Origin of the sequence: Pseudomonas sp. GM33 (genome assembly GCF_000282295.1) — a bacterium.
GTDB lineage: Bacteria > Pseudomonadota > Gammaproteobacteria > Pseudomonadales > Pseudomonadaceae > Aquipseudomonas > Aquipseudomonas laurylsulfatiphila.
On record NZ_AKJO01000086.1, the window covers coordinates 32,947 to 56,884 of the forward strand.

At 60.2% G+C, this 23,938-nt stretch carries 23 protein-coding genes; 16 read left to right on the forward strand and 7 right to left on the reverse strand.

Features of this window, described 5'->3' with window-relative positions:
* The first annotated feature begins 125 nt into the window (after nucleotides 1-125).
* The 6 genes from minD to PMI26_RS14590 all read left to right on the forward strand — a co-directional run bounded on the left by minD (nucleotide 126) and on the right by PMI26_RS14590 (nucleotide 6,092).
* Nucleotides 126-938 carry a septum site-determining protein MinD gene (gene minD, locus PMI26_RS14615; RefSeq protein WP_007974946.1) on the forward strand — a complete coding sequence of 271 codons (813 nt, stop codon included), beginning with the start codon at nucleotides 126-128 and terminating at the stop codon, nucleotides 936-938.
* A 3-nt stretch (nucleotides 939-941) separates the two neighbouring features.
* On the forward strand, nucleotides 942-1,196 hold the full coding sequence (gene minE / locus PMI26_RS14610) for a cell division topological specificity factor MinE (RefSeq protein WP_007974947.1): 255 nt from the start codon (nucleotides 942-944) through the stop codon (nucleotides 1,194-1,196).
* Between the two features lie 179 nt (nucleotides 1,197-1,375).
* Nucleotides 1,376-2,011, forward strand: coding sequence for an RluA family pseudouridine synthase (locus PMI26_RS14605; RefSeq protein ID WP_007974948.1), 636 nt, complete (start codon nucleotides 1,376-1,378; stop codon nucleotides 2,009-2,011).
* A 215-nt stretch (nucleotides 2,012-2,226) separates the two neighbouring features.
* Complete coding sequence (locus tag PMI26_RS14600) at nucleotides 2,227-3,516, forward strand: M18 family aminopeptidase (RefSeq protein ID WP_007974949.1); 1,290 nt, start codon at nucleotides 2,227-2,229, stop codon at nucleotides 3,514-3,516.
* A gap of 170 nt (nucleotides 3,517-3,686) precedes the next feature.
* Nucleotides 3,687-3,863, forward strand: a complete 177-nt coding sequence (locus tag PMI26_RS31605; protein WP_008048365.1) for a hypothetical protein — start codon at nucleotides 3,687-3,689, stop codon at nucleotides 3,861-3,863.
* Between the two features lie 126 nt (nucleotides 3,864-3,989).
* A complete protein-coding gene (locus PMI26_RS14590) occupies nucleotides 3,990-6,092 on the forward strand; it encodes a mechanosensitive ion channel family protein (RefSeq protein WP_007974951.1) in 2,103 nt (700 codons plus the stop codon).
* Between the two features lie 65 nt (nucleotides 6,093-6,157).
* Here the strand turns inward: PMI26_RS14590 and phnR are convergent, their stop codons facing one another.
* Nucleotides 6,158-6,871 carry a phosphonate utilization transcriptional regulator PhnR gene (phnR, locus tag PMI26_RS14585; RefSeq protein ID WP_007974952.1) on the reverse strand — a complete coding sequence of 238 codons (714 nt, stop codon included), beginning with the start codon at nucleotides 6,869-6,871 and terminating at the stop codon, nucleotides 6,158-6,160.
* Nucleotides 6,872-7,234: 363 nt separating this feature from the next.
* On the opposite strand from phnR, the gene PMI26_RS14580 reads away from it, so the two are divergent.
* From PMI26_RS14580 to PMI26_RS14555, 6 genes are all read left to right on the forward strand, one after another.
* Entirely contained in the window at nucleotides 7,235-8,299 is a 1,065-nt protein-coding gene (locus PMI26_RS14580; RefSeq protein WP_007974957.1) for an ABC transporter substrate-binding protein, read from the forward strand.
* A gap of 178 nt (nucleotides 8,300-8,477) precedes the next feature.
* Nucleotides 8,478-9,284 (forward strand): alkaline phosphatase family protein, encoded by an 807-nt coding sequence (locus tag PMI26_RS14575; protein WP_007974960.1) that lies wholly within the window; start codon nucleotides 8,478-8,480, stop codon nucleotides 9,282-9,284.
* A gap of 5 nt (nucleotides 9,285-9,289) precedes the next feature.
* On the forward strand, nucleotides 9,290-10,126 hold the full coding sequence (locus PMI26_RS14570; protein ID WP_162130284.1) for an ABC transporter permease: 837 nt from the start codon (nucleotides 9,290-9,292) through the stop codon (nucleotides 10,124-10,126).
* Nucleotides 10,113-10,913, forward strand: coding sequence for an ABC transporter permease (locus tag PMI26_RS14565; protein ID WP_007974964.1), 801 nt, complete (start codon nucleotides 10,113-10,115; stop codon nucleotides 10,911-10,913). The genes PMI26_RS14570 and PMI26_RS14565 overlap by 14 nt, the downstream gene beginning before the upstream one ends.
* Entirely contained in the window at nucleotides 10,910-11,899 is a 990-nt protein-coding gene (locus PMI26_RS14560) for an ABC transporter ATP-binding protein (protein ID WP_007974966.1), read from the forward strand. Before PMI26_RS14565 ends, PMI26_RS14560 begins: the two co-directional genes overlap by 4 nt.
* A 34-nt stretch (nucleotides 11,900-11,933) precedes the next feature.
* A complete protein-coding gene (locus PMI26_RS14555; RefSeq protein WP_007974968.1) occupies nucleotides 11,934-12,587 on the forward strand; it encodes an HAD family hydrolase in 654 nt (217 codons plus the stop codon).
* A 112-nt stretch (nucleotides 12,588-12,699) separates the two neighbouring features.
* On the opposite strand, the gene PMI26_RS14550 is transcribed toward PMI26_RS14555, so the two are convergent.
* The gene (locus tag PMI26_RS14550; protein ID WP_007974970.1) at nucleotides 12,700-13,662 is read right to left on the reverse strand and encodes a zinc-binding dehydrogenase; all 963 of its coding nucleotides are present in this window, start codon (nucleotides 13,660-13,662) and stop codon (nucleotides 12,700-12,702) included.
* A gap of 138 nt (nucleotides 13,663-13,800) precedes the next feature.
* On the opposite strand from PMI26_RS14550, the gene PMI26_RS14545 reads away from it, so the two are divergent.
* Both PMI26_RS14545 and PMI26_RS14540 read left to right on the forward strand, forming a co-directional pair.
* Nucleotides 13,801-15,882 (forward strand): carboxy terminal-processing peptidase, encoded by a 2,082-nt coding sequence (locus PMI26_RS14545; protein ID WP_007974972.1) that lies wholly within the window; start codon nucleotides 13,801-13,803, stop codon nucleotides 15,880-15,882.
* Between the two features lie 144 nt (nucleotides 15,883-16,026).
* Nucleotides 16,027-17,817 (forward strand): bifunctional diguanylate cyclase/phosphodiesterase, encoded by a 1,791-nt coding sequence (locus PMI26_RS14540; RefSeq protein ID WP_007974974.1) that lies wholly within the window; start codon nucleotides 16,027-16,029, stop codon nucleotides 17,815-17,817.
* Between the two features lie 102 nt (nucleotides 17,818-17,919).
* Here the strand turns inward: PMI26_RS14540 and PMI26_RS14535 are convergent, their stop codons facing one another.
* From PMI26_RS14535 to PMI26_RS14515, 5 genes are all read right to left on the reverse strand, one after another.
* Nucleotides 17,920-18,327 carry a hypothetical protein gene (locus PMI26_RS14535; RefSeq protein WP_007974976.1) on the reverse strand — a complete coding sequence of 136 codons (408 nt, stop codon included), beginning with the start codon at nucleotides 18,325-18,327 and terminating at the stop codon, nucleotides 17,920-17,922.
* Nucleotides 18,328-18,699 carry a hypothetical protein gene (locus PMI26_RS14530; protein ID WP_003223109.1) on the reverse strand — a complete coding sequence of 124 codons (372 nt, stop codon included), beginning with the start codon at nucleotides 18,697-18,699 and terminating at the stop codon, nucleotides 18,328-18,330.
* Complete coding sequence (locus tag PMI26_RS14525) at nucleotides 18,696-19,037, reverse strand: helix-turn-helix domain-containing protein (RefSeq protein ID WP_007974980.1); 342 nt, start codon at nucleotides 19,035-19,037, stop codon at nucleotides 18,696-18,698. The genes PMI26_RS14530 and PMI26_RS14525 overlap by 4 nt, the downstream gene beginning before the upstream one ends.
* A 114-nt stretch (nucleotides 19,038-19,151) precedes the next feature.
* Nucleotides 19,152-19,607: a YkvA family protein gene (locus PMI26_RS14520; RefSeq protein WP_007974982.1), complete on the reverse strand. Its 456-nt coding sequence runs from the start codon at nucleotides 19,605-19,607 to the stop codon at nucleotides 19,152-19,154.
* Nucleotides 19,608-19,899: 292 nt separating this feature from the next.
* Nucleotides 19,900-20,616 carry an FKBP-type peptidyl-prolyl cis-trans isomerase gene (locus PMI26_RS14515; RefSeq protein ID WP_007974985.1) on the reverse strand — a complete coding sequence of 239 codons (717 nt, stop codon included), beginning with the start codon at nucleotides 20,614-20,616 and terminating at the stop codon, nucleotides 19,900-19,902.
* A gap of 267 nt (nucleotides 20,617-20,883) precedes the next feature.
* On the opposite strand from PMI26_RS14515, the gene PMI26_RS14510 reads away from it, so the two are divergent.
* A complete protein-coding gene (locus tag PMI26_RS14510; RefSeq protein WP_007974986.1) occupies nucleotides 20,884-22,686 on the forward strand; it encodes a di-heme-cytochrome C peroxidase in 1,803 nt (600 codons plus the stop codon).
* 28 nt (nucleotides 22,687-22,714) lie between these two features.
* A complete protein-coding gene (locus tag PMI26_RS14505; protein ID WP_007974988.1) occupies nucleotides 22,715-23,851 on the forward strand; it encodes a catalase family protein in 1,137 nt (378 codons plus the stop codon).
* The last annotated feature ends 87 nt before the right edge of the window (nucleotides 23,852-23,938 follow it).

The window sequence follows — 23,938 nt, forward strand, 5'->3', positions numbered from 1 at the left end:
CAGTGTTTACCGGGGGTAAACGCCGCTTAAAACCCGATTCCAGCCAAGGCTGTCCGACTGCAGTAGTTTTTCAGGAGATGTTTTTCAGGGGCTGAAAAGTCCTTTTTCCTTAGGGGTGAAACACCTTGGCCAAGATTCTCGTGGTTACATCCGGCAAGGGTGGTGTGGGTAAGACCACCACCAGCGCCGCTATCGGTACCGGCCTCGCTCTGCGCGGCCACAAAACAGTGATCGTCGACTTCGACGTGGGCTTGCGTAACCTCGACCTGATCATGGGTTGCGAGCGCCGCGTGGTGTATGACTTCGTCAACGTGGTCAACGGCGAAGCCAACCTGCAACAGGCCCTGATCAAAGACAAGCGCCTGGAAAACCTCTACGTACTGGCCGCCAGCCAGACCCGCGACAAAGACGCGCTGACCGTCGAAGGCGTGGAAAAAGTCCTGATGCAACTCAAGGAAGACTTTGAGTTCGTGGTCTGCGATTCCCCGGCGGGCATCGAGAAAGGCGCCCACCTGGCCATGTACTTCGCCGATGAAGCGATCGTCGTGACCAACCCGGAAGTCTCCTCGGTACGTGACTCCGACCGCATGCTTGGCCTGCTGGCCAGCAAGTCCCGTCGTGCAGAACGCGGCGAAGACCCGATCAAGGAACACCTGCTGATTACCCGTTATCACCCGGAGCGTGTGAGCAAAGGCGAAATGCTCGGCGTAGAAGACGTCAAGGAAATCCTTTCGGTGACCCTGCTCGGCGTGATCCCTGAATCCCAGGCGGTGCTCAAGGCATCCAACCAGGGCGTTCCGGTGATTCTCGACGACCAGAGCGATGCCGGCCAGGCCTACAGCGATACCGTTGACCGCCTGCTGGGCAAGACCGTGGATCATCGATTCCTTGATGTACAGAAGAAGGGATTCTTCGAGCGCCTGTTTGGAGGCAACTAAGCAATGAACCTTTTTGACTTCTTTCGTGCCAACAAAAAGCAAAGCACCGCGTCGGTAGCGAAAGAGCGTCTACAGATCATCGTGGCGCACGAACGCGGCCAACGCAGCACCCCGGACTACCTGCCGGCCTTGCAGAAGGAACTGGTCGAGGTGATCCGCAAGTACGTCAATATCGGGTCCGATGACGTGCATGTCGCACTGGAAAGCCAGGGCAGCTGCTCGATTCTGGAACTCAACATCACCCTGCCTGATCGCTGAGTCGATCCGCCAGGAGCCACGGCGGCTCAGGCCCCTCGGGCCTTTGTAGGAGCTGCCGCAGGCTGCGATCTTTTGATCTTGTTTTTGAAATGCAAAATCAAAAGATCGCAGCCTGCGGCAGCTCCTACGGGGAACGAGGGGCCTGAGCCGCCGTTGGCGTTTGTTACGAGGCTGTTTTAATGCCGTTGTCCAACATCCACATCATCCATCAGGACGCTGCCGTACTGGTGGTGAACAAACCGACCCTGTTGCTCTCCGTCCCTGGCCGGGCCGATGACAACAAGGACTGCCTGATTACCCGCCTGCAGGAAAACGGCTACCCGGAAGCGCGAATCGTCCATCGGTTGGACTGGGAAACGTCCGGCATCATCCTGCTGGCCCGCGACCCGGATACCCATCGCGAGCTGTCCCGGCAATTTCACGACCGCGAGACCGAAAAGGCCTACACCGCCCTGTGCTGGGGTCAGCCGGAACTGGACAGCGGCAGCATCGACCTGCCCTTGCGCTACGACCCGCCAACCAAGCCGCGGCATGTGGTCGACCATGAATTCGGCAAACATGCGCTGACCTTCTGGCGCGTGCTGGAGCGTTGCGGCGACTGGTGCCGCGTTGAGCTGACACCGATCACCGGCCGCTCCCACCAGTTGCGCGTACACATGCTTTCGATCGGTCATCCGCTGCTGGGTGACGGCCTCTATGCCCACGAGCAGGCGCTGGCGGCCTGGCCGCGCTTGTGCCTGCACGCGAGCATGCTGACCTTCACCCATCCCCAGACCGGCGAGCGCCTGCGCTTCGAGTGCCCGGCACCGTTCTAGGCACTTTACGCAAAACCCTGTGGGAGCGAGCTTGCTCGCGATGAGGCCGGCACATCCAACATTGATGCTGGCTGACACTCCGCCATCGCGAGCAAGCTCGCTCCCACAGGGATCTCCTCCAGATTCGATTTCCGTGGCCATCCCCGCCATTCAGTGCGACGCCATTTACCAAGCCAATACGTTAAACTGGCGCCACTGCTGTCTGGAGCTACTTTATGCGCGAAGAGTTGAACCAAGGCCTGATCGATTTCCTCAAGGCCTCCCCTACCCCGTTCCATGCCACCGCCAGCCTTGTTCAGCGCCTGGAAGCGGCGGGCTATCAACGCCTCGACGAGCGCGAGCCGTGGAATACCGAAGCCAACGGTCGCTACTACGTCACCCGCAATGACTCTTCGATTGTCGCGATCAAAATGGGCCGCCATTCGCCGCTGCACGGCGGCATTCGCCTGGTCGGCGCCCACACCGACAGCCCGTGCCTGCGCGTCAAACCGCAACCGGAGCTGCAGCGCCAGGGCTTCTGGCAACTGGGTGTCGAAGTCTATGGCGGCGCACTGCTGGCACCGTGGTTCGACCGCGACCTGTCCCTGGCCGGCCGCGTGACCTTCCGGCGTGACGGCAAGGTCGAGAGCCAGTTGATCGACTTCAAGGCCCCGGTCGCGATCATTCCGAACCTGGCAATTCACCTCAACCGCGAAGCCAACATGGGCTGGGCCATCAACGCCCAGACCGAACTGCCGCCGATCCTCGCGCAATTCGCCGGTGACGAGCGGGTGGACTTCCGCGCGGTACTCACCGACCAGCTCGCCCGCGAACACGGCCTGAATGCCGATGTGGTACTCGATTACGAGCTGAGTTTCTACGACACCCAAAGCGCTGCAGTCATTGGCCTGCATGGCGACTTCATCGCTGGCGCGCGCCTGGACAACCTGCTGTCGTGCTACGCCGGCCTGCAAGCGTTGCTGACGGCCGACACCGACGAAACCTGCGTGCTGGTCTGCAACGACCACGAAGAAGTCGGCTCCTGCTCGGCCTGCGGTGCCGACGGCCCGATGCTTGAGCAAACCCTGCGTCGCCTGCTGCCTGAAGGTGATGAATTCGTACGCACGATTCAGAAATCCCTGCTGGTTTCGGCTGACAACGCCCACGGCGTGCATCCGAACTACGCCGACAAGCACGATGCCAACCACGGCCCGAAACTCAACGCCGGCCCGGTGATCAAGGTCAACAGCAACCAGCGCTACGCCACCAACAGCGAAACCGCCGGGTTCTTCCGTCATCTGTGCATGGCTGAAGAAGTGCCGGTGCAAAGCTTCGTGGTGCGCAGCGACATGGGCTGTGGCTCGACCATCGGCCCGATCACCGCCAGTCACCTGGGCGTGCGCACCGTGGACATCGGCCTGCCGACGTTCGCCATGCACTCGATCCGCGAACTGTGCGGCAGCCACGACCTGGCGCACCTGGTCAAGGTACTGAGCGCGTTCTACGCCTGCCGCGAGTTGCCGTAACCCCTGTAGGAGCGAGCTTGCTCGCGATGGACGTGAACGATTATGGGTGCCTTCTGGATAGACGCGGCGCCCTGAAATCCATCGCGAGCAAGCTCGCTCCTACACACACATCATTCGGCCGCGTCAAAAGCGGCCTAGACTTCAAGTATCCCTTCGACAAGGCTGTCTCCATGATTTCGATGTCCACCTTTCACGCCATGCTGATCCCGATTCTTGCCGGGATGCTCCTGCTGGCCGTCGGCTTCAACTTTCGCGACAAAAACGCCGGTGTGTTCGCCATGTGGATCGGCATGCTGACCATCCTCGCCACCGTGGTGATCAAGATCCTCGCCAAACTCAACGAATAATTCATCGCCCTTGGCTCGCATTGATTTTGACGGGCTCGTACACTCGGTCGATCCGCTCGTTGCGAGGTTGACCGCCTAGTGTTCGCTCGTCTTTTTGCCCTTCCGTATTTTTTCCTTGTCTGCCTGATGCTACTGCCAGTGGCACCTGCCCAGGCGGCCGGCCTGCCGAGCCTGCTCGGCAGCCAGGCCAAGGCGCAGCCCGAAGCACAGGAACCGCTGGGGCAGTCCCTGGACGAAGTGATCAAGTCACTGGAAAACGATCAGCAACGCACCAAGCTGCTGGCCGATCTGAAAAGGCTGCGTGACACCACCAAAAAGGCCCAGCCGACTACCGAAGAAGGCGTGCTGGGCCTGATTGGCGGAACCCTGGCCACGATCGAAAAGAAATTTTCCGGCGACGACAGTCCGCTCACGCGCTGGTCCAGCGAGTTCGACCAGGCCCAGGAAGAGTTGATGGCGCTGGCGCTGCCGGCCAATGAATGGCTGCCGATGCTTTTTGCGTTCGCCATGATCCTGATGGTCTGGAGCCTGCTGGCCGCCGCGCTCATCTGGATCAGCCACCGCGTGCGCATGCGTTTCGGCCTGACTGAAGAACTGCCGCAACACCCCCGTGCCCTGGACATGTTGCGCTTTGCCTTGCGCAAGCTCGGGCCATGGCTGATCGCCCTGGTGATCACGATCTACATGAGCTATGCCCTGCCCTCGTCCCTGGGCAAAAGCCTGGCCATGGTGCTGGCCTATGCGTTGGTCGTCGGCACCTGCTTCTCGGCCATCTGCGTGATTGCCTTTTCCCTGCTCGACGGCCCACACCGCCACCGCGCCTTGTACATTCTGCGGCACCAGGCGTTTCGACCGCTGTGGCTGATCGGCAGTTTCGCTGCGTTTGGCGAAGCGCTGAGCGATCCAAAACTGGTCGACAGCCTCGGCAGCCATCTGGCCCATACGGCTGCCACGATTGCCAATGTCCTGGCAGCTTTGTCCACGGCCCGGTTCATCTTGCGTTTCCGCCGCCCGATCGCCCACCTGATCCGCAACCAGCCGCTGTCCCGACGCCTGACCCGCCGCGCCCTCAACGACACCCTGTCGATTCTCGGCACCTTCTGGTACGTGCCGGCGCTGGTGCTGGTGGCCATTTCCCTGTTCGCGACGTTCATTTCCGCCGGCGACACCAGCACGGCCCTGCGCCAGTCGCTAATCTGCACCGTGCTGTTGGTGTTGTGCATGGTCATCAACGGCCTGGTACGCCGCCACGCCCTCAAGCCCCAGCGTGGCATCCGGCGTTACGCCGTGTATTCGGAACGGTTGAAAAACTTCTTCTACACAATCCTCCACCTGTTGGTGTGGCTGGCCTTTATCGAGCTCGGCCTGCGGGTCTGGGGCATGTCCTTGATCCGCTTTACCGAAGGCGACGGCCACGAAGTCAGCGTCAAGCTGTTCAGCCTCGCCGGCACGCTGCTGTTCGCCTGGCTGATCTGGATTCTCAGCGACACCGCTGTGCACCACGCACTGACCCGCTCGCGCAAAGGCCTGGCCAATGCCCGCGCGCAGACGATGATGCCGCTGATTCGCAACGTGCTGTTCGTGGCCATTTTCATTGTCGCGCTGATCGTTGCCCTGGCGAACATGGGCATGAACGTCACGCCCCTGCTGGCCGGTGCCGGTGTGATCGGCCTGGCCATCGGCTTTGGTGCGCAATCGCTGGTAGCCGACCTGATTACCGGGCTGTTCATCATCATCGAAGACTCACTGGCCATCGACGACTACGTGGATGTCGGCGGCCACCTCGGCACGGTCGAAGGCCTGACCATCCGCACCGTGCGCCTGCGGGACATCGACGGCATCGTCCACACCATTCCGTTCAGTGAAATCAAAAGCATCAAGAACTACTCCCGGGAATTCGGCTACGCGATCTTCCGGGTCGCGGTGCCGGCCAACATGGACATCGACAACGCCATCAAACTGATGCGCGAAGTCGGCCAGAAAATGCGCACCGATCCGTTGCAGCGGCGCAATATCTGGTCGCCGCTGGAGTTTCAGGGGGTGGAAAGTTTCGAGTCGGGCAACGCGATCCTGCGCGCCCGGTTCAAGACCGCGCCGATCAAGCAGTGGGAAGTGTCGCGAGCGTTCAACCTGTCACTCAAGCGGCATATGGATGAAGCCGGACTGGACCTGGCGACACCGCGGATGAGCATTCAGGTCACCGCCGGTTCCCCGGAACAACCCCTGTAGGAGCTGCCGCAGGCTGCGATCTTTTAAAAATCAAAAGATCGCAGCCTTCGGCAGCTCCTACAAAGTCAAACCACGTCAACGCCGACATGAATCGCATCATGTCGCCAGAACTCCAGGTCGCAGTCGATCAGGCGTTCATGCTGGTCATAGTTGACCCGGGCAATCCGTAAGCCCGGGCTCCCCGCCGACACCTTCAACGCCGCTGCCGCATCCACCGACAACGCCGTGGGCACAATCTCGAAGCGCACCCGTCCGTAGTGCAGGTCGTAGTGCCGCGCATACAACTCGGTGATCGACTGATTCAAGTCGAAATCAAGGATTCCCGGAAAGTACTGCGGGTTCAGATAGTGCTCCACATACAACACCAGCCGCCCGTCGATCCGCCGAGAGCGGCAGATCTGGATCACGCTCGACAGCGCCGGCAATTGCAGCCAGGCACAAACGGCCGCCGACGCCGGTTGCAATCGTGCCGAAATCACCTCGGTGGACGGCACCCGCCCCTGGGCACTGACCATCGCGTGAAAGTGGCTGCGCTGCATCAGGTTGTACGCCAGGCGTGGCGGCGAGACGAACCAGCCACGACGCTCCTCGCGGTAGATTTGCCCCTGCGACTCCAACTGCAACAACGCCTCACGCAAAGTGATCCGCGTGGTGCCGAACAATTCACTGAGTTTGCGCTCGGCCGGCAATTTGCTGCCGGGGGCCAACAGGCCGTGGTCGATTTGCTCCTGAAGCACCTGGCCGATGGCTGTTACCGCTTTTGTTGCCTCTTCACGCATCAACGTTTCCTTTCTGGACTAGACCAGCACCAATTCAGGGCAGAACCGCCGCGCAATCCGGCTCATTCAATAGTCTGCAAGCGTAGGCAGCGTAGATGACCGAGGTGTGACAAAGCTGCCCAACGGTCGCCATTCTGCGAACGCGAAAACCTGCAATTCATCGGCCAAGTCCCTTGCCAGCCGAGGCCTTGACCATGGTCTACGCTTATCAGGCCAGTCGCGATACCGCTGAACAAAAAGTCCTCCAGGGCGACGAGCGACATCAAAGTGTCATCCAGCCCCCTTAAATTGGCTCAGGTATTGCTGACCTAGACCAACACAAACCGCAATCGCAGCGTTGAACACGACCCAAGGAGCTTCGGAATGAAAAAGCTTTTCCTGGCATCACTGTTAGGCTCGACCATCGCAATGTGCACCGCCGCCATGGCGGCCGATGATTTGAAAACCCTGGAAGCCGCTGCGAAAGCGGAAGGCGCCGTCAACAGCGTCGGCATGCCCGATGACTGGGCCAACTGGGCCGGCACCTGGAAAGACCTGAGCGATAAGTACGGCCTCAAGCACATCGACACCGACATGAGTTCGGCCCAGGAGATCGCCAAGTTCGCCGCGGAGAAAGACAACGCCAGCGCCGACATCGGCGACGTCGGTGCAGCCTTCGGCCCGATCGCGGTCAAGCAAGGCGTGGTCCAGCCCTACAAGCCTTCCACCTGGGATCAGGTACCAGCCTGGGCCAAGGACAAGGACGGCAACTGGGCACTGGCCTACACCGGTACCATCGCTTTCATCGTCAACAAGAAGTTGCTGCACGGCTCCGAAGCCCCGACTAAATGGGCTGACCTCAAGAGCGGCAAATACAAGGTGTCCATCGGTGACGTGAGCACCGCGGCCCAGGCAGCCAACGGCGTACTGGCCGCGGCTCTGGCCAACGGTGGCGACGAGAAAAACCTGCAGCCTGCCCTGCTGCTGTTCGCCGACATCGCCAAGCAAGGTCGCCTGTCGATGTCCAACCCGACGATTGCCACCATGGAAAAAGGCGAAATCGAAGTCGGCGTGGTCTGGGACTTCAACGGCCTGAGCTACAAGGCCAAGATGGCCAACCCGGATGACTACGTGGTGCTGATCCCGTCCGACGGCTCGGTGATTTCCGGTTACACCACCATCATCAACAAGTACGCGAAAAACCCGAACGCCGCCAAGCTGACCCGCGAATACATCTTCAGCGACGCCGGCCAGATCAACCTGGCCAAGGGCAACGCCCGTCCGATCCGTGCCGAGCACATCACACTGCCGGCCGACGTGAAGGCCAAGCTGCTGCCTAACGAGCAGTACAAGAAAGTGACGCCGATCAAAGACGCGGATGCGTGGGAAAAGACCTCCAAGGCCCTTCCTCAGAAGTGGCAGGAAGAAGTCATCATCAATATGCAATAACCGGGAAGATCCCCATTTCGGGATCTGATGGCGATCCAAATGTGGGAGCGGGCTTGCTCGCGAAAGCGGTGTGTCAGTCGACATCGATACTGGATGTCAGTCCGCTTTCGCGAGCAAGCCCGCTCCCACAGTGGATCGAGTGAGCTTCGAATATCTGTTACACGGAGTTTTTGCCCCTATGAAGCACAACGTCATCCTTGTGGTGCTCGACGGCCTCAACTATGAGGTCGCCCGTCACGCCATGGGGCACCTGCAGGCGTACGTCGGTGCAGGACGTGCAGCACTCTACAAGCTGGAGTGCGAGTTGCCGGCCCTGTCCCGCCCGCTGTACGAATGCATCCTGACCGGCGTTGCGCCCATCGACAGCGGTATCGTCCACAACAACGTTTCGCGCCTGTCCAACCAGCGCAGCATCTATCACTACGCCACCGACGCAGGTCTTGTCACCGCCGCGGCGGCCTATCACTGGGTCAGTGAACTGTACAACCGTTCGCCCTTCGTGGCGGCACGGGACCGTCACACCGACGACCCGCAACTGCCGATCCAGCATGGGCATTTCTACTGGAACGATCACTACCCCGATTCGCACCTGTTCGCCGACGCCGAAAACCTGCGCCAGCGCCATGCGCCGCACTTCCTGCTGATCCACCCGATGAACATCGACGACGCCGGGCACAAGCACGGCCTCGACACCCCGCAGTACCGCAACAGCGCGCGCTCGGTCGACATCATCCTGGCCGACTACCTGCAAGGCTGGCTCGATGCCGGTTATCAGGTGCTGGTCACCGCCGACCACGGCATGAACAACGACCGCTCCCACAACGGCCTGCTGCCGGAAGAACGTGAGGTGCCGTTGTTCGTTCTCGGCGACGCGTTCAGCTTCGACGCCGGCGCAACGCCGAAACAGACCGAGATCTGCGGCACCGTCTGCGAGTTGCTGGGCGCGCCCCACGACAAACCGGTCTGCCGGGAGCTGCTCAAGTGAATGCCATGACCCGCAGTAAATGGCTGGCCGCCTTATGCCTGGTTCCGTTCGCCCTGTTCTTCATCGTGTTCGAGATCGCACCGCTGACCTGGGTGATGATCAACAGCCTGCAATCGGAAGAATTCGGCTGGGGCCTGGCCAACTTCAATAAAATCTTCAGTTCGAAGTTTTACCTGCAGGCGATCCAGTACAGCCTTGAGATCAGTTTCTGGTCCAGCGTGTTCGGGATCATCATCGCGATACTGGGCGCCTACTCCCTGCGCCGGGTCGATTCGAAACTGCGCAATTTCGTCAACGCCTTCGCCAACATGACCAGCAACTTCGCCGGCGTGCCCCTGGCCTTCGCGTTCATCATTTTGCTCGGCTTCAACGGCAGCTTCACCATCATGCTCAAGCAGGCCGGCATCATTCAGGATTTCAACCTGTACTCGAAAACCGGGCTGATCATTCTCTACACCTACTTCCAGATTCCCCTCGGCGTGTTGCTGCTGTACCCGGCCTTCGATGCGCTGCGCGAAGACTGGCGCGAGTCCGCTGCGCTACTCGGCGCCGACGGTTGGCAGTACTGGCGGCACATCGGATTGCCGGTGTTGACGCCGGCACTGCTGGGCACCTTCGTGATCCTGCTGGCCAACGCCCTCGGTGCCTACGCCACGGTGTACGCCCTGACCACCGGCAACTTCAACGTGCTGCCGATCCGCATCGCGGCGATGGTGTCCGGTGACATTTCCCTTGACCCGAACCTGGCAAGCGCCCTGGCCGTGGTGCTGGTGGCCTTGATGACCCTGGTGACCATCGTGCATCAGTTGCTGTTGAAGAGGAGCTACCATGTCTCGCGCTGAACTGGGGCCCGCCGGTGTCTACCACCGCGTCGTGGTTTACCTGTTGTTTGCCATCCTGCTGTTGCCGCTGGCCGGCACGCTGGTCTACTCGATCGCCAGCAGTTGGTCGGCAACCATTCTGCCCAGCGGTTTCACCCTCAAGTGGTACATCCAGCTGTGGAGCGATCCGCGCTTCCTGCATGCGTTCGGGCAATCGCTGCTGGTCTGCGTGGGCTCACTGGTTCTTTCCGTGGTGCTGATCCTGCCGTTGCTGTTCGTGGTGCATTACCACTTCCCGAAACTCGATGCGCTGATGAATATCCTGATCCTGCTGCCCTTCGCCGTGCCGCCAGTGGTGTCGTCGGTGGGGCTGCTGCAGCTCTATGGTTCCGGGCCGTTCGCCATGGTCGGTACACCCTGGATCCTGATCGGTTGCTACTTCACCGTGGCGCTGCCATTCATGTACCGGGCGATCACCAACAACCTGCAAGCGATCAACCTGCGCGACCTGATGGACGCCGCCCAGTTGCTCGGCGCCAGCACCTGGCAAGCCGCCCTCCTGGTGGTGCTGCCGAACCTGCGCAAGGGCCTGATGGTGGCGCTGCTGCTGTCGTTCTCGTTCCTGTTCGGTGAGTTCGTGTTCGCCAACATCCTCGTCGGCACCCGCTACGAAACCCTGCAGGTCTACCTCAACAACATGCGCAACAGCAGCGGTCATTTCACCAGCGCGCTGGTGATTTCCTACTTCTTCTTTGTGCTGGTTCTGACCTGGATTGCCAATATCTTGAACAGGGACAAAAGCGAATGAGCTATGTCAGCGTCCAACATCTTCAGAAAAGCTTCGCCGGCACCACGGTGTTCAGCGACATCAATTGCGAAATCCAGAAAGGTGAGTTCGTCACCCTGCTCGGACCGTCCGGTTGCGGCAAATCCACCCTGCTGCGCTGCATCGCCGGCCTGACTTCGGTGGATGGCGGCAAAATCCTGCTCGATGGTGCCGATATCGTGCCGGTGAGTCCGCAGAAACGCGGGATCGGCATGGTGTTCCAGAGCTATGCGCTGTTCCCCAACATGACCGTGGAGCAAAACGTCGCCTTCGGTCTGCGCATGCAAAAGGTCAATGCCGATGACAGCCACAAACGCGTCGCCGAAGTACTTAAACTGGTGGAGCTGCAGGACTTCGCCGCACGCTATCCCCATCAGCTGTCCGGTGGCCAATGCCAGCGCGTCGCCCTCGCCCGCTCGCTGGTGACCCGGCCACGCCTGTTACTGCTGGACGAACCGCTGTCGGCACTGGATGCGCGCATTCGCAAGCACCTGCGCGAACAGATCCGGCAGATCCAGCGCGAACTGGGCCTGACCACGATTTTCGTCACACACGATCAGGAGGAAGCCCTGACCATGTCTGACCGGATTTTCCTGATGAATCAGGGAAAAATCGTACAAAGTGGCGACGCCGAAACCCTCTACACTGCGCCGGTGGATGTATTCGCTGCCGGTTTCATCGGCAACTACAACCTGCTGGACGCCGACAGCGCCTCGAAGCTGCTGCAGCGGCCAATCAACAAGCGCATCGCCATTCGCCCGGAAGCCATCGAACTGAGCCTCAACGGTGAACTGGACGCGCAGGTACGCAGCCACAGCCTGTTGGGCAACGTAATCCGCTACCGGGTCGAAGCCCGGGGCGTGGAACTGGTGGTGGATGTGCTGAACCGCTCGGCGGCCGACCTGCATCCCGATGGTCAGCGCCTGGCGCTTTCCATCGATCCGACGGCCCTGTGTGAGGTAGCCTGATGCCTTTGCTTATGCTGAAGAGAGAACTGCACTGATGGCCCTGGCAATTTTTGATCTGGACGAAACCCTGATCCACGGCGACTGCGCCACCCTTTGGAGCGAGCAGATGGGCCGCCTGGGCTGGGTCGACCCCGAATCGTTCATGCGACAGAACAACGAGCTGATGGACGCTTACAGCCACGGCAAATTGCGCATGGAAGACTTCATGACCTTCAGCCTGGAGCCGATGATCGGCCGCACGCCACAAGAGGTCGAGCATCTGGTTGGCCCCTGGGTGGAAGACTACATCGAGCCGATCATTTTCAGCGACGCCACCAAGGCCATCGCGGCGCATCGCAAGGCCGGCGACCGGATTCTGGTGATCTCGGCCTCGGGTACTCACCTGGTCGGCCCCATCGCCGAGCGCCTGGGGATCGACGAGATTCTGGGCATCGAACTGGAAGTGGCTCAGGGCGTTTACACCGGCCATACCGTGGGCACCCTGACCTACCGCGAAGGCAAGATCACCCGCTTGCTGGAGTGGCTGGATGCGCAAGAGGAAAACCTCGAAGGCGCGAGCTTCTATTCCGACTCACGCAATGACCTGCCGTTGTTGCTGAAGGTGGATTTCCCCCACGTGGTCAATCCGGATCCGGTGTTGCGCGAGCAGGCCGAAAAGGCCGGGTGGCCGATCCACCTCTGGAAATAACCCGGCCCCCCTGTGGGAGCGAGCTTGCTCGCGATGGCGGCGAGTCAGTTGCCTTAATATCAACTGACACTCCGCTATCGCGAGCAAGCTCGCTCCCACAGATTTCTCGTTGTCAGTTCAGGCTCTCGTCAATCACCAACACCACCTTCCCCGCCACGTTATTGCTCGCCAGTTCTGCAAACGCTGCTTCGGCATCCTTGATCGCAAAAGTCCTGGCCAGCTGCGCACTCAAGCGCCCCTCGGCGAACAACGGCCACACATGCAGGCCCAGATCACTGAACAGATCTGCCTTGAACTGATCATCCCGGCTGCGCAGGGTCGAGCCCAGCAACTGCACGCGCTTGGCCAGCACCTGGGCCAGATCCAGCTTGGCCTCGCGCCCGCCCATCAGACCGATCAACACCCAGCGACCATCCTGAGCCAGCAACTTCAGGTTCAAGGCCGCGTAACTGCCACCCACCGGGTCGAGAATCACGTCGAACGGCCCCAGATCGCGCAAGCTCTCCAGATCACCGTTACGCACCACGCCGCCCTGGGCACCGAGCGCTTCGCAGTACGCCAGTCGCTCGGCAGAGCCGACGCTGACCCAACACGGATTACCGAAGGCCTTGCACAGCTGAATGGCCGCTGAACCAATGCCACTTGCTCCGGCATGCAGCAGAACTTTCTGTCCCGGCTTGAGCGCAGCCAGTTGAAACAAATTCAGCCAGACTGTTGCATAAACTTCGGGCAATGCCGCCGCTTCGACCAGTGACATTCCGTCGGGAACCGGCAGTACATGCCGCCCGTCGACAACCACCTCTTCGGCCATCCCGCCCCCGGCCAGCAAGGCGCAAACCCGATCGCCCACCTGCCAGGAGGAGCCCGCGCCAACCTCGCTGATGACCCCCGAGCACTCTAGACCGAGCACCTGGCTGGCCCCTGGCGGTGGCGGATATAGACCGGCCTTCTGCAACAAATCGGCGCGATTTAGGCCCGCTGCCGCCACTCGAATACGAACTTGCCCTACATCGCATGCAGGACCGGGTTCATCAACCCATACCACTTGACCGTCAACGCCTTGCAATGCTTTCACAGTGCCTCCATAGTGAGTCTGGACTGAGCCCGAAGCTATAGCGCCGGGCTTTTTGCATTATGCGACCGGTTCCCAAAGAGCCGGCGACTTCAAAGACGGCCTAATATGCGTTATCAATTGTCCCCGCGTCGAATCAGCATGAAGCATCTGTTCCCCAGCACTGCCCTCGCCTTATTCATCGGTATCGGCTTGCTGCCGATGTCGAGCAATACATTCGCAGCCAATAGCTGGGACAAGCTTCAACCCGATCGTGACGAAGTGATCGCCAGTCTGAACGTCGTGGAATTGCTCAAACGCCACCACTACAGCAAGCCGCCACTCGATGACGCGCGCTCGGTGATCATCTACGACAGCTACCTCAAGCTGCTGGATCCATCGCGCAGCTATTTCATGGCCAGCGACATTGCCGAATTCGACAAGTGGAAGACGCAGTTCGACGACTTCCTCAAGAGCGGCGACCTGAACGCCGGGTTCACCATCTACAAGCGCTACCTGGACCGCGTGAAGGCGCGTCTGGACTTTGCCCTTGCCGAGCTGAACAAGGGCGTCGACAAGATCGACTTCAACACCAAGGAAACCTTGCTGATCGACCGCAAGGACGCCCCTTGGCTCAAATCCACCGCGGAACTCGACGACCTGTGGCGCAAACGCGTCAAGGACGAGGTCCTGCGCCAGAAGATCGCCGGCAAGGATTCCAAACAGATCCAGGAAACCCTGACCAAGCGCTACAAGAACCAGCTGGCGCGCCTGGACCAGACCCGCGCGGAAGACATCTTCCAGGCGTACATCAATACCTTCGCCATGTCCTACGACCCGCATACCAACTATCTGTCGCCGGATAACGCGGAGAACTTCGACATCAACATGAGCCTGTCCCTCGAGGGCATCGGCGCCGTGTTGCAGAGCGATAACGACCAGGTGAAAGTCGTGCGCCTGGTGCCGGCAGGTCCGGCGGACAAGACCAAGCAGGTCGCACCGGCCGACAAGATCATCGGCGTTGCCCAGGGCAACAAGGAAATGGTCGACGTGGTGGGCTGGCGCCTGGACGAAGTGGTCAAGCTGATCCGTGGTCCGAAAGGCACCGTGGTGCGCCTGGAAGTGATCCCGGCCAGCAATGCGCCGAACGACCAGACCACCAAGATCGTGCCGATCACCCGTGAAGCGGTGAAGCTCGAAGACCAGGCCGTGAAGAAGTCGGTCTTGAACCTCAAGCAGGACGGCAAGGACTACAAGCTCGGCGTGATCGAGATCCCGGCGTTCTATCTGGACTTCAAGGCCTTCCGTGCCGGCGATCCGGATTACAAGAGCACCACCCGCGACGTCAAGAAACTGCTGACTGAACTGCAGAAAGACAAAGTCGACGGCGTGGTCATCGACCTGCGCAACAACGGCGGCGGCTCCTTGCAGGAAGCCACCGAGCTGACCAGCCTGTTCATCGACAAAGGCCCGACCGTGCTCGTGCGTAACGCCGATGGCCGTGTAGACGTGCTGGAAGATGAAAACCCGGGTGCGTTCTACAAAGGCCCGATGGCCTTGCTGGTCAACCGCTTGTCAGCCTCGGCTTCGGAGATTTTTGCCGGCGCCATGCAGGACTACCACCGCGCACTGATCATCGGCGGCCAGACCTTCGGCAAAGGTACCGTGCAGACCATCCAGCCACTCAACCATGGCGAGCTGAAACTGACCCTGGCCAAGTTCTACCGGGTTTCCGGGCAGAGCACACAGCATCAGGGCGTCTTGCCGGACATCGATTACCCATCGATCATCGACACCAAGGAAATCGGCGAAAGCGCCCTGCCCGAAGCCATGCCGTGGGACACCATCAAGGCGGCGATCAAGCCGGCGGTCGACCCATTCAAGCCGTACCTTTCGCAGCTCAAGTCCGAGCATGACATTCGTACGGCCAAGGATGCGGAGTTCGTGTTCATCCGCGACAAGCTGGCCCTGGCGCAGAAACTGATGGCCGAAAAGACCGTCAGCCTCAATGAAGCCGAGCGTCGTGCCCAGCACGCCGACATCGAAGCCAAGCAGCTGACCATGGAAAACATCCGTCGCAAGGCCAAGGGCGAAGAACCGCTCAAAGAGCTGAAGAAAGAAGACGAGGATGCCATCGCGGCCGAGGACGACAAGACCAAACCGGAAGACGATGCCTACCTGAGCGAAACCGGGCGGATTCTGCTGGACTACCTGAAACTCAACACAGCAGTGGCGAAGCACTGAGTGCTTGCAAGCAGCTGATGGCAATTTAATGCTAACGCCCTCCGGGGCGTCATCAAACAGTCATCATTCTGTCGTGAAATACGGGACTGGCGTGCTCCTTGTGAAAGGGACCACGCCAGTCCTTTTTTTTCGCCAGAGATCGCCATGACCACAACCGAACAGCTGAGTGCATTGAGCTCGATCCTGACTCAAGGCGGTTTGCACAGTTTGTTCCAACCGATCATCAGCCTCTCTGAGCGGCGCATTCTCGGCTACGAAGCCCTCAGTCGCGGCCCGTCCAACAGCCCTCTGCACTCCCCTCTCGCGCTGTTCGCCGTCGCCCGCCAGGCCGGTCGTTTGAGCGAGCTGGAAATTGCCTGCCGCGAAAGCGCTTGCCGACGCTTCAATGAACAACAACTGCCCGGTCTGTTGTTCCTCAACGTATCCCCGGAATCCCTGCTCGAAGCGGCCCATCAACCGGGACGCACCCTGCAATTGCTGCAGGACTTCGGCATTGCGCCGAGTCAGGTGGTCATCGAGCTCACGGAACAGACGCCGACGGATGATTTCCAGCTGCTGCAAACCGCCCTGCATCACTATCGGGCGATGGGATTTTCGATTGCGCTGGATGATCTGGGGGCGGGTTATTCGAGTTTGCGCTTGTGGTCCGAACTGCGGCCGGATTACGTGAAAATCGACCGGCATTTCATTGATGGCATCCATCAGGATGCGCTCAAGCGCGAGTTCGTCGGCTCGATCCTGCAAATCGCCAAGGCCTCGCGGGCGCAAGTCATTGCCGAAGGTATCGAGTTACCGGAAGAGCTCACGGTACTGACCGAGATGGGCGTTGATCTGGTCCAGGGCTATCTGCTCTGCCGCCCCCAGGAACATGCGCCACGGGATGCCCGGGCAATGATGCCCCGCCAGGACAGCACCAGCGTTGTACTGAGCGAAGACGGCAGCGACCTCAGCGCACTGCTCAACGAGCAACCCGCCGTGAACCGGGACACCCCGACCGCCACGGTGCTCGAAGCCTTCCGCCGCCAGGCCAACCTGAACTCGCTGGCGGTCCTGGATGCTCAGGGTCAGCCTTGCGGTATCGTCCATCGACATTCGCTCTCCGATGCCCTGCTCAAGCCCTTTGCCACCGATCTGTTCGCCCGCAAACCCATCAGCCGCCTGATGAACGATGACTTCCTCGCCGTCGAGCTGAGTCAGTCGCTGCAACAAGTCAGCCGCCTGATCACAGGCCGTGCCCGCCAGCGCATCGAAGAGGATTTCATCATCACCCTTAATGGCGGCTATCTCGGGCTGGGCCGCGTAATAGACGTACTCAAACTGATCACCGAACTGAAGATCCAGCAAGCCCGCTACGCCAACCCGCTGACCTTGCTCCCGGGCAATGTGCCGATCCAGCAATGCCTGACGCGGTTGCTGCAACAGCAACGGGAATCGGTGATCTGCTACGTGGACATCGACAGCTTCAAACCTTTCAACGACATCTACGGCTATGGCCGCGGGGACGAAGTCCTGCTGTGCCTGGCGCAATGCCTGAACGACCGCGTCGACCCGTCCCGCGACTTCGTCGGCCACATCGGCGGTGATGATTTCCTGCTGGTGCTCGGCCCGGAAGACTGGCGCAAGCGTTTGAACCAGTTGCTCGACGACTTCCAGAGCCAATGCCGACGCTTCTACCGCAGCGAGCACCTGGAGGCCGGCTGCTTCATCGCACCGAATCGCCAGGGCGTGCGGCAGGAGTTTGCGCTGTTGTCGCTGTCGATCGGCGTGGTGCACCTTCATCCACAGGCCTGTGGACAACTCGATGCGAGCCAGTTGGCGGAAATGGCGTCACAAGCCAAGCACCATGCGAAGAATGTGCAGGGCTATAGCGTGCATGTGATTGATAGCCTGGTGGGGCAGGAACATGAAGGTGCTTGCCTGATGGGGCAGCGGTGATTGACAGGACGCCATCGCGGGCAAGTCGAAGGTGCCCGATCAAACAACCCGAAACTTGAATTGATCCTCGACTATTCCCTTCATCCCCCCGCCAGCCCAGGATTATAGGTCAGACTCGCGAGACGCCAGCTCTTGCAACTTGATCGGCGCCAACGGATGCCCGGCCTTTGCAGCCATCCCCCAAAACCGCGCCGCTTCAAGCGGATCCGGCGCCTTGCTCGCCGTCCCGGCCAAACAGATCACGCCCACTTGATACGCCGCCTTGCCATCACCCGCCAATGCCGCCAGGCGCAACAAACGCACGCCCTCCTCACGAGCACCGAAGCCGACACCACGAAACGTCAGGATGTGCCCATAGAAGCTCTGGGCGCCGACGTCGCCCAGGTTGGCCATGCGTGCAAACTGGCCTTCGAGCCAGCGCCAGCCCTGCGGCTGGCGAACAAACCACGACCAGTGAAACAACCGGCGCGCGAGCCAGTACCCGGCTCGCGCCTTGAGTTGCAAAAACATTCAGGCCTCGGCCGATTCCGGGTATTCGTACTCGAACACCCGCACCACTTCCGAAGCGTGCCAGGACGCGGCGGCAACGCCGTCCGACGGCCCGGAAAAACGCCCGAGACGCTCGACACACTCAAAGAATCCGGTGCGCGGCAAACGGCTGGCGCCCTGGCTGATCACCAGCGAACTGCGCAATGGCTGCTCCGCCTTGGCGTCCAGAGCCGCCAGATGCTCAAGGGCCGCCGTCAGGGTCTGCATGGCCGGGGTCGGCAGCTGCAAACGTTCCAGCAATGCCCGATACGTCAACAGATGGCGCTGGCGCCGCGCCTGATCCAGTTCGCCCAGCAATCCGTCCCAGTGTTGACGGCTGATGCGTACACTCACGATTCATCCCTCCATCCTGGCACCGTCAATTCCCAAGCCAGGCTGCGGCGAATCGCGGCGTCGGGCAGACGCTCGCCACTTTCGATCATGGCCAGGTAAGACGGGCTGATGCCTACCGTGCGGGCCAGCGCCTCGATGGCGATGCCCTTCCCCTCGCGCAAACTGCGTAGTTGATCCAGACCCGGAAGAATCGCGTCTGGTGTCGCCGCCTGAGGCTTCGTGGCTTGAGGCGACGCTTGCTCCTTGATGCCCGCTGCTTTCAATAACGCCTGATATTGAGCCCATGGCAGAACCGCATACTCGGGCTCGCCTTCGCGTGTAATTATCTGAATATCCATCACTACCCCGTAGGACAACAACACTTAGCGAGTCGGCACTTTTCCCTAGAAGTGTAATCCTAACAGCGGCCAAGGTCGCGGGGGGCATCAATCTATGAAGTCGTGAAAATCGACTCAGCGTTTTTTCGGGCCTTGCAGTTGAAGTTGCTCGGGGGTATCGGGCAGGCGCTCAACCACCGCGAGCTTCTCCGGGACCTGCCGTTTGCGCCAGGCGCGGAAGGCATTGAGCTCGTCGTCGAGCACTTTCATCAACCACGCCAGGACTGCGATGTCATCGAACATGCCGAACACCGGAATGAAATCCGGGATCGCATCCACCGGACTGAGGAAGTACATCAGGCCCGCGACAACCGAAAGCAGCGCCTTGGGGCTGATGGCGCGATACTCGCCGCGCCAGTAGGCCAGGCAGAGTGCCTGCAACAGCTTCAGGTCGTCCTTGATCTTGCCCAGTCGATTGCCCTGGCTTGCGCCTTTACTGGCGACTGCGAACAACAGGGTAGGCAATCGACCGCGTGCCAGCAGACGTCCGGCCAGTGGCAGGAAACGAGCGAAATTCCAGGGTGCTTTCATCATTCCTCCCGTTGAAATGTTATCCACACAAATTGTGGATAACCTTGTGAACAGAGCTGCTTTTCATCGCTGTAAGCCCCGTCTTACAAGGCCTGCGTTCAGATCGGGCGTTTTTTACTCATCAAAAAAAACCCATAATTTCATTGACTTGGCGGCCTTGTGCGTCTACCGCCGAGACTACTATGCCTAAGACTCCGGCCTAGAGCGTCTGTTCGTTTTGTTTACCCCTGCCGAACGCCAGATGCAACAACGCCCCGCATGAGCGAGGCGTTGTTGTCGAAGCAGGCGCTGGTTACTTGGCAGCGGCGTCTTCTTTTGCCGGGTCCTTGATGGCCAGCAGTTCCAGGTCGAATACCAGCACCGAGTTGGCCGGAATCGCCGGGCTCGGGCTTTGAGCGCCGTAAGCCAGGTCAGCAGGGATGTACAGCTTGTACTTCTCGCCAACGTGCATCAGTTGCAGGCCTTCGACCCAACCCGGGATTACACCGCTGACCGGCAGATCGATCGGGCTGCCGCGCTCTACGGAACTGTCGAAGACGGTGCCGTTGGTCAGCTTGCCGGTGTAGTGAACGGTCACTACGTCAGTCGGCTTAGGCTGAGGGCCATCGGCTTTCTGCACGACTTCGTACTGCAAGCCCGAAGCGGTGGTGGTCACGCCAGGCTTCTTGCCGTTTTCTTCGAGGAATTTCTTGCCGGCAGCGGCCGACTCTTCGCTCATCTTGGCCATGCGCTCTTCGGCACGCTTTTGCAGTGCGGCGAACGCCTCGACCAGTTCTTCGTCCTTGAGCTTCTGCTCTTTCTTGCCGACGGCGTCTTCGATGCCCTGGGCTACAGCTTTGGAATCCAGGTCATCCATGCCTTCCTGAGCCAGGCTCTTGCCCATGTTCAGGCCAATGCCGTAGGAAGCTTTTTGCGCCGGAGTTTTCAGCTCTACGCTGGTCTGCGAATCACAACCCGCAAGTACCAGGCCAACCAGGGCCACCGCCGCCGCCAACCGATGCTGTTTCATGCTATTTCCTTGTTCATGCGCCTAAAGGGCAATCGAGTAAAGCCGCGAGCTTATCAGGCCGCCACGACCAATGGCTACCGGCATGAGAGCCGGAATCAATTGATAAGTTCAGGTGTTTAAACGCTTTTCACAATTCCAGTGATGAAGCTTCCTTCATCTTGCTCCGACAGAGGCTGATTCCTGAACCTGCAATCTGGCGTAATGGCCTCTTGCCGCACCTTGGGTACTCGGGCATAACGGCATGATAATTCGACAAGGATGTTTATCTTGCGCCTCTTCCTACGATTGCTGGCTCTCATCGCAGTCCTGCTCGGGCTGGCCCTGGCTGTGGTTCTTTATTACGTCGCCAACCCGAAACTACCGGCCTGGTCGCCTGCACAACAGGTGCATTACCTGGACCAATGGAGCGCCGTCGACCGAGAGACTTATTACTTCACACCCCAGGGCACCCAGGTCAAAGGCTTGCGCTATGACTGGTTCACCGCCCTCGAACTGCCCTTCTCACAGCAACGCTTCGCCGCCCCCGAGTACCTCGCGCGCTTCGGTTTTCTGGTGGACCCCGGCCAGAAACCGACACCGAACAACCCCGGCAACCTCCCCGCAGGCTTTACCCGGCATCAGAATGCCGGCAGCCCGGAGGTATTTCTGGACATCACCTGTGCGGCCTGCCATACCGGCGAACTGCGCTTCAAGGGGCAAGCGGTGCGTATCGACGGCGGTTCGGCGCAGCATGTGTTGCCGTCCAGCGTTCCTACGCTCAAAGGAGGCAGTTTCGGACAAGCGCTGGTCGCCAGCCTGGTCTCGACCTACTACAACCCGTGGAAATTCGAACGTTTCGCACGCAACGTACTGGGCCAGGACTACGAGACGCGCCACAAGCAACTGCGCAAAGAACTCAAGACTTCGCTCGATACATTCCTCAAAGTGGCCTGGAACGACACCCATCGCGGGCTCTATCCAACCGAGGAAGGCCCTGGGCGCACCGATGCCTTCGGGCGCATTGCCAACGCCAGCTTCGGTGACGCGATTTCCCCCGACAACTACCGCGTGGCCAATGCTCCGGTCGATTATCCGCAGTTGTGGGACATGTGGACGTTCGAATGGGTGCAGTGGAACGGCTCGGCGAAACAACCGATGGCCCGCAACATCGGCGAGGCGTTGGGCGTCGGTGCCACGCTGAACTTCTTCGACCAGAACGGCCAGCCGCTGATGGGCGATGCCCGCTATCCCTCCAGCGTCCGTGTGCGCGACCTGCACCTGATCGAAGAAACCCTGCAACGACTCTCGCCGCCGGCCTGGCCGGAAGACCTGCTGGGCGCGATCGACAAGCCGCTGGCCGCCAAGGGGCGCACCCTGTTCACGGAAAACTGCGCGGGCTGCCATGTACCGCGAACCACCCAGGGCGAGGGACGATACGTTCAGCACCTGAAAATGCTCCCGGTGGATGACATCGGCACAGACCCGGGCGCGGCCAACAACATCGCCGACCATCGCTTCGACCTGACAGCGCTGCAATGGAAGCAGGCGGAACTGGAAAAACTCGATGTAGAGCCGAAACCCGACGAACCACTGGACCTGAGCAAGATGTCCGTGGCCACGGGGCTGGCCTATGTCACGGCATTTGTCCGCGACCGCGCCTATCAGGATGCCAATGTCACCCCCGCCGAGCGCCCGGAAATGGACGGATTCGGCCTGCCAATCGGCGTACGCGAATTACGTTCGTACAAAGCCCGACCGTTGGCGGGTGTATGGGCAACGGCGCCGTTTCTGCACAACGGTTCGGTACCGAGCATTTATCAATTGCTGTCGCCGCAGGATGAGCGTGCAACCACGTTCTACAAAGGCACTTTCGAATATGACCCGGGCCACCTGGGTTACCGCACCGAAGCCTTTGCCAACGGTTTCCTGTTCGACACGCGAATCACCGGCAACCACAACAGTGGTCATGAATTCCGTGCCGGTAAACTCGGCAATGGCGTGATCGGCCGCTGGCTGCAGCCGCAGGAGCGTTGGGCACTGCTGGAATATCTGAAAGTGCTCGGCGGCCCGCTGGAAGCGCAATTGCCATGACCACAACCTCAGCCAAAAGGACGCTCTCATGCTGATTACACTCTGGCTGCGCCTGGGCGCCTTCCTCAGCAGGCTGTTGCTGTGGCTGCTGGTTCTCGGCGCGCTTGGCTGGGCATTGGCCACCGCCTGGTTTGCCTGGCAGCAGCGCGGACCTGTGTCGGCGCAGGAGTCGATTGCGGACGGTGAAGCCGCGATGACCCGGGACATCATCCAGACCGCCGTGCGCATCGTCGATCAACACCGCGAAAGCACCCGCTACCTGCGCGATGCCCACGCCAAGGCCCACGGCTGCGTGAAAGCCGAAGTCCAGGTGTTGCCGGAACTGGCCAGCGAATTGCGCCAGGGCGTGTTCAGCGAGCCGGGCAAAACCTGGCAAGCGACGATGCGCCTGTCCAATGGCAACGCCTACCCGCAGTTCGACAGCATCCGCGATGCCCGGGGCATGGCGATCAAGCTGTTCGATGTACCGGGCAAACAACTGTTGAGTGATCAGCCGGGGCGAGGCGAACAGGACTTTGTGATGTTCAGCCATCCGAACTTCTTTGTAAGTAACGTGGCCGAATACCGTCAGAACGTCGCCGCCCAGGCCGAGGGTAAAAAAATGATGGCGTTTTTTCCGGGCTGGGATCCGCGATCGTGGCAGGTTCGCCACCTGTTTATTGCCCTGGCGACCTTGTCCCCTGCTCCATCAAGCCCAACCCGGACAACGTACTTTTCGGTTTCACCCTACAAATTCGGTGAAGCCAATGCCAAGTTCCGGGTCATGCCCGATCCGGGCAGTTGCCCGGCCTACAACCTGCCGGAACAAAACCGCAAGTTGCCGAACTTCCTGCGCAATGCGCTGAATCAACAGTTGTCGACCGATCGGGTGCCCGCGTGTTTCGTCTTGCAAATCCAGCGACAGGACGCCAACAAGTACATGCCGATTGAAGACACCAGCATTGAATGGCGCGAAAGCGATGCGCCCTTCGAGACGGTGGCGCAGATCAAGGTGCCGGCGCAGGACTTCGACACACCGGCGCTGAACCTGCAATGTGACAACCAGTCATTCAATCCCTGGTTCGGTATCGAGGCACACCGCCCCATCGGCGGAATCAATCGCCTGCGCAAAGCCGTGTATGAAGCTGTCAGCGACTACCGGCACAGCCGCAACGCCGAGCAATAACCGGGCAGACACAAAAAAAGCGATCCCGGGATCGCTTTGAGGACTGGCCAAATGCCAGACAGCAAAAAGCCCGCACAAGGCGGGCTT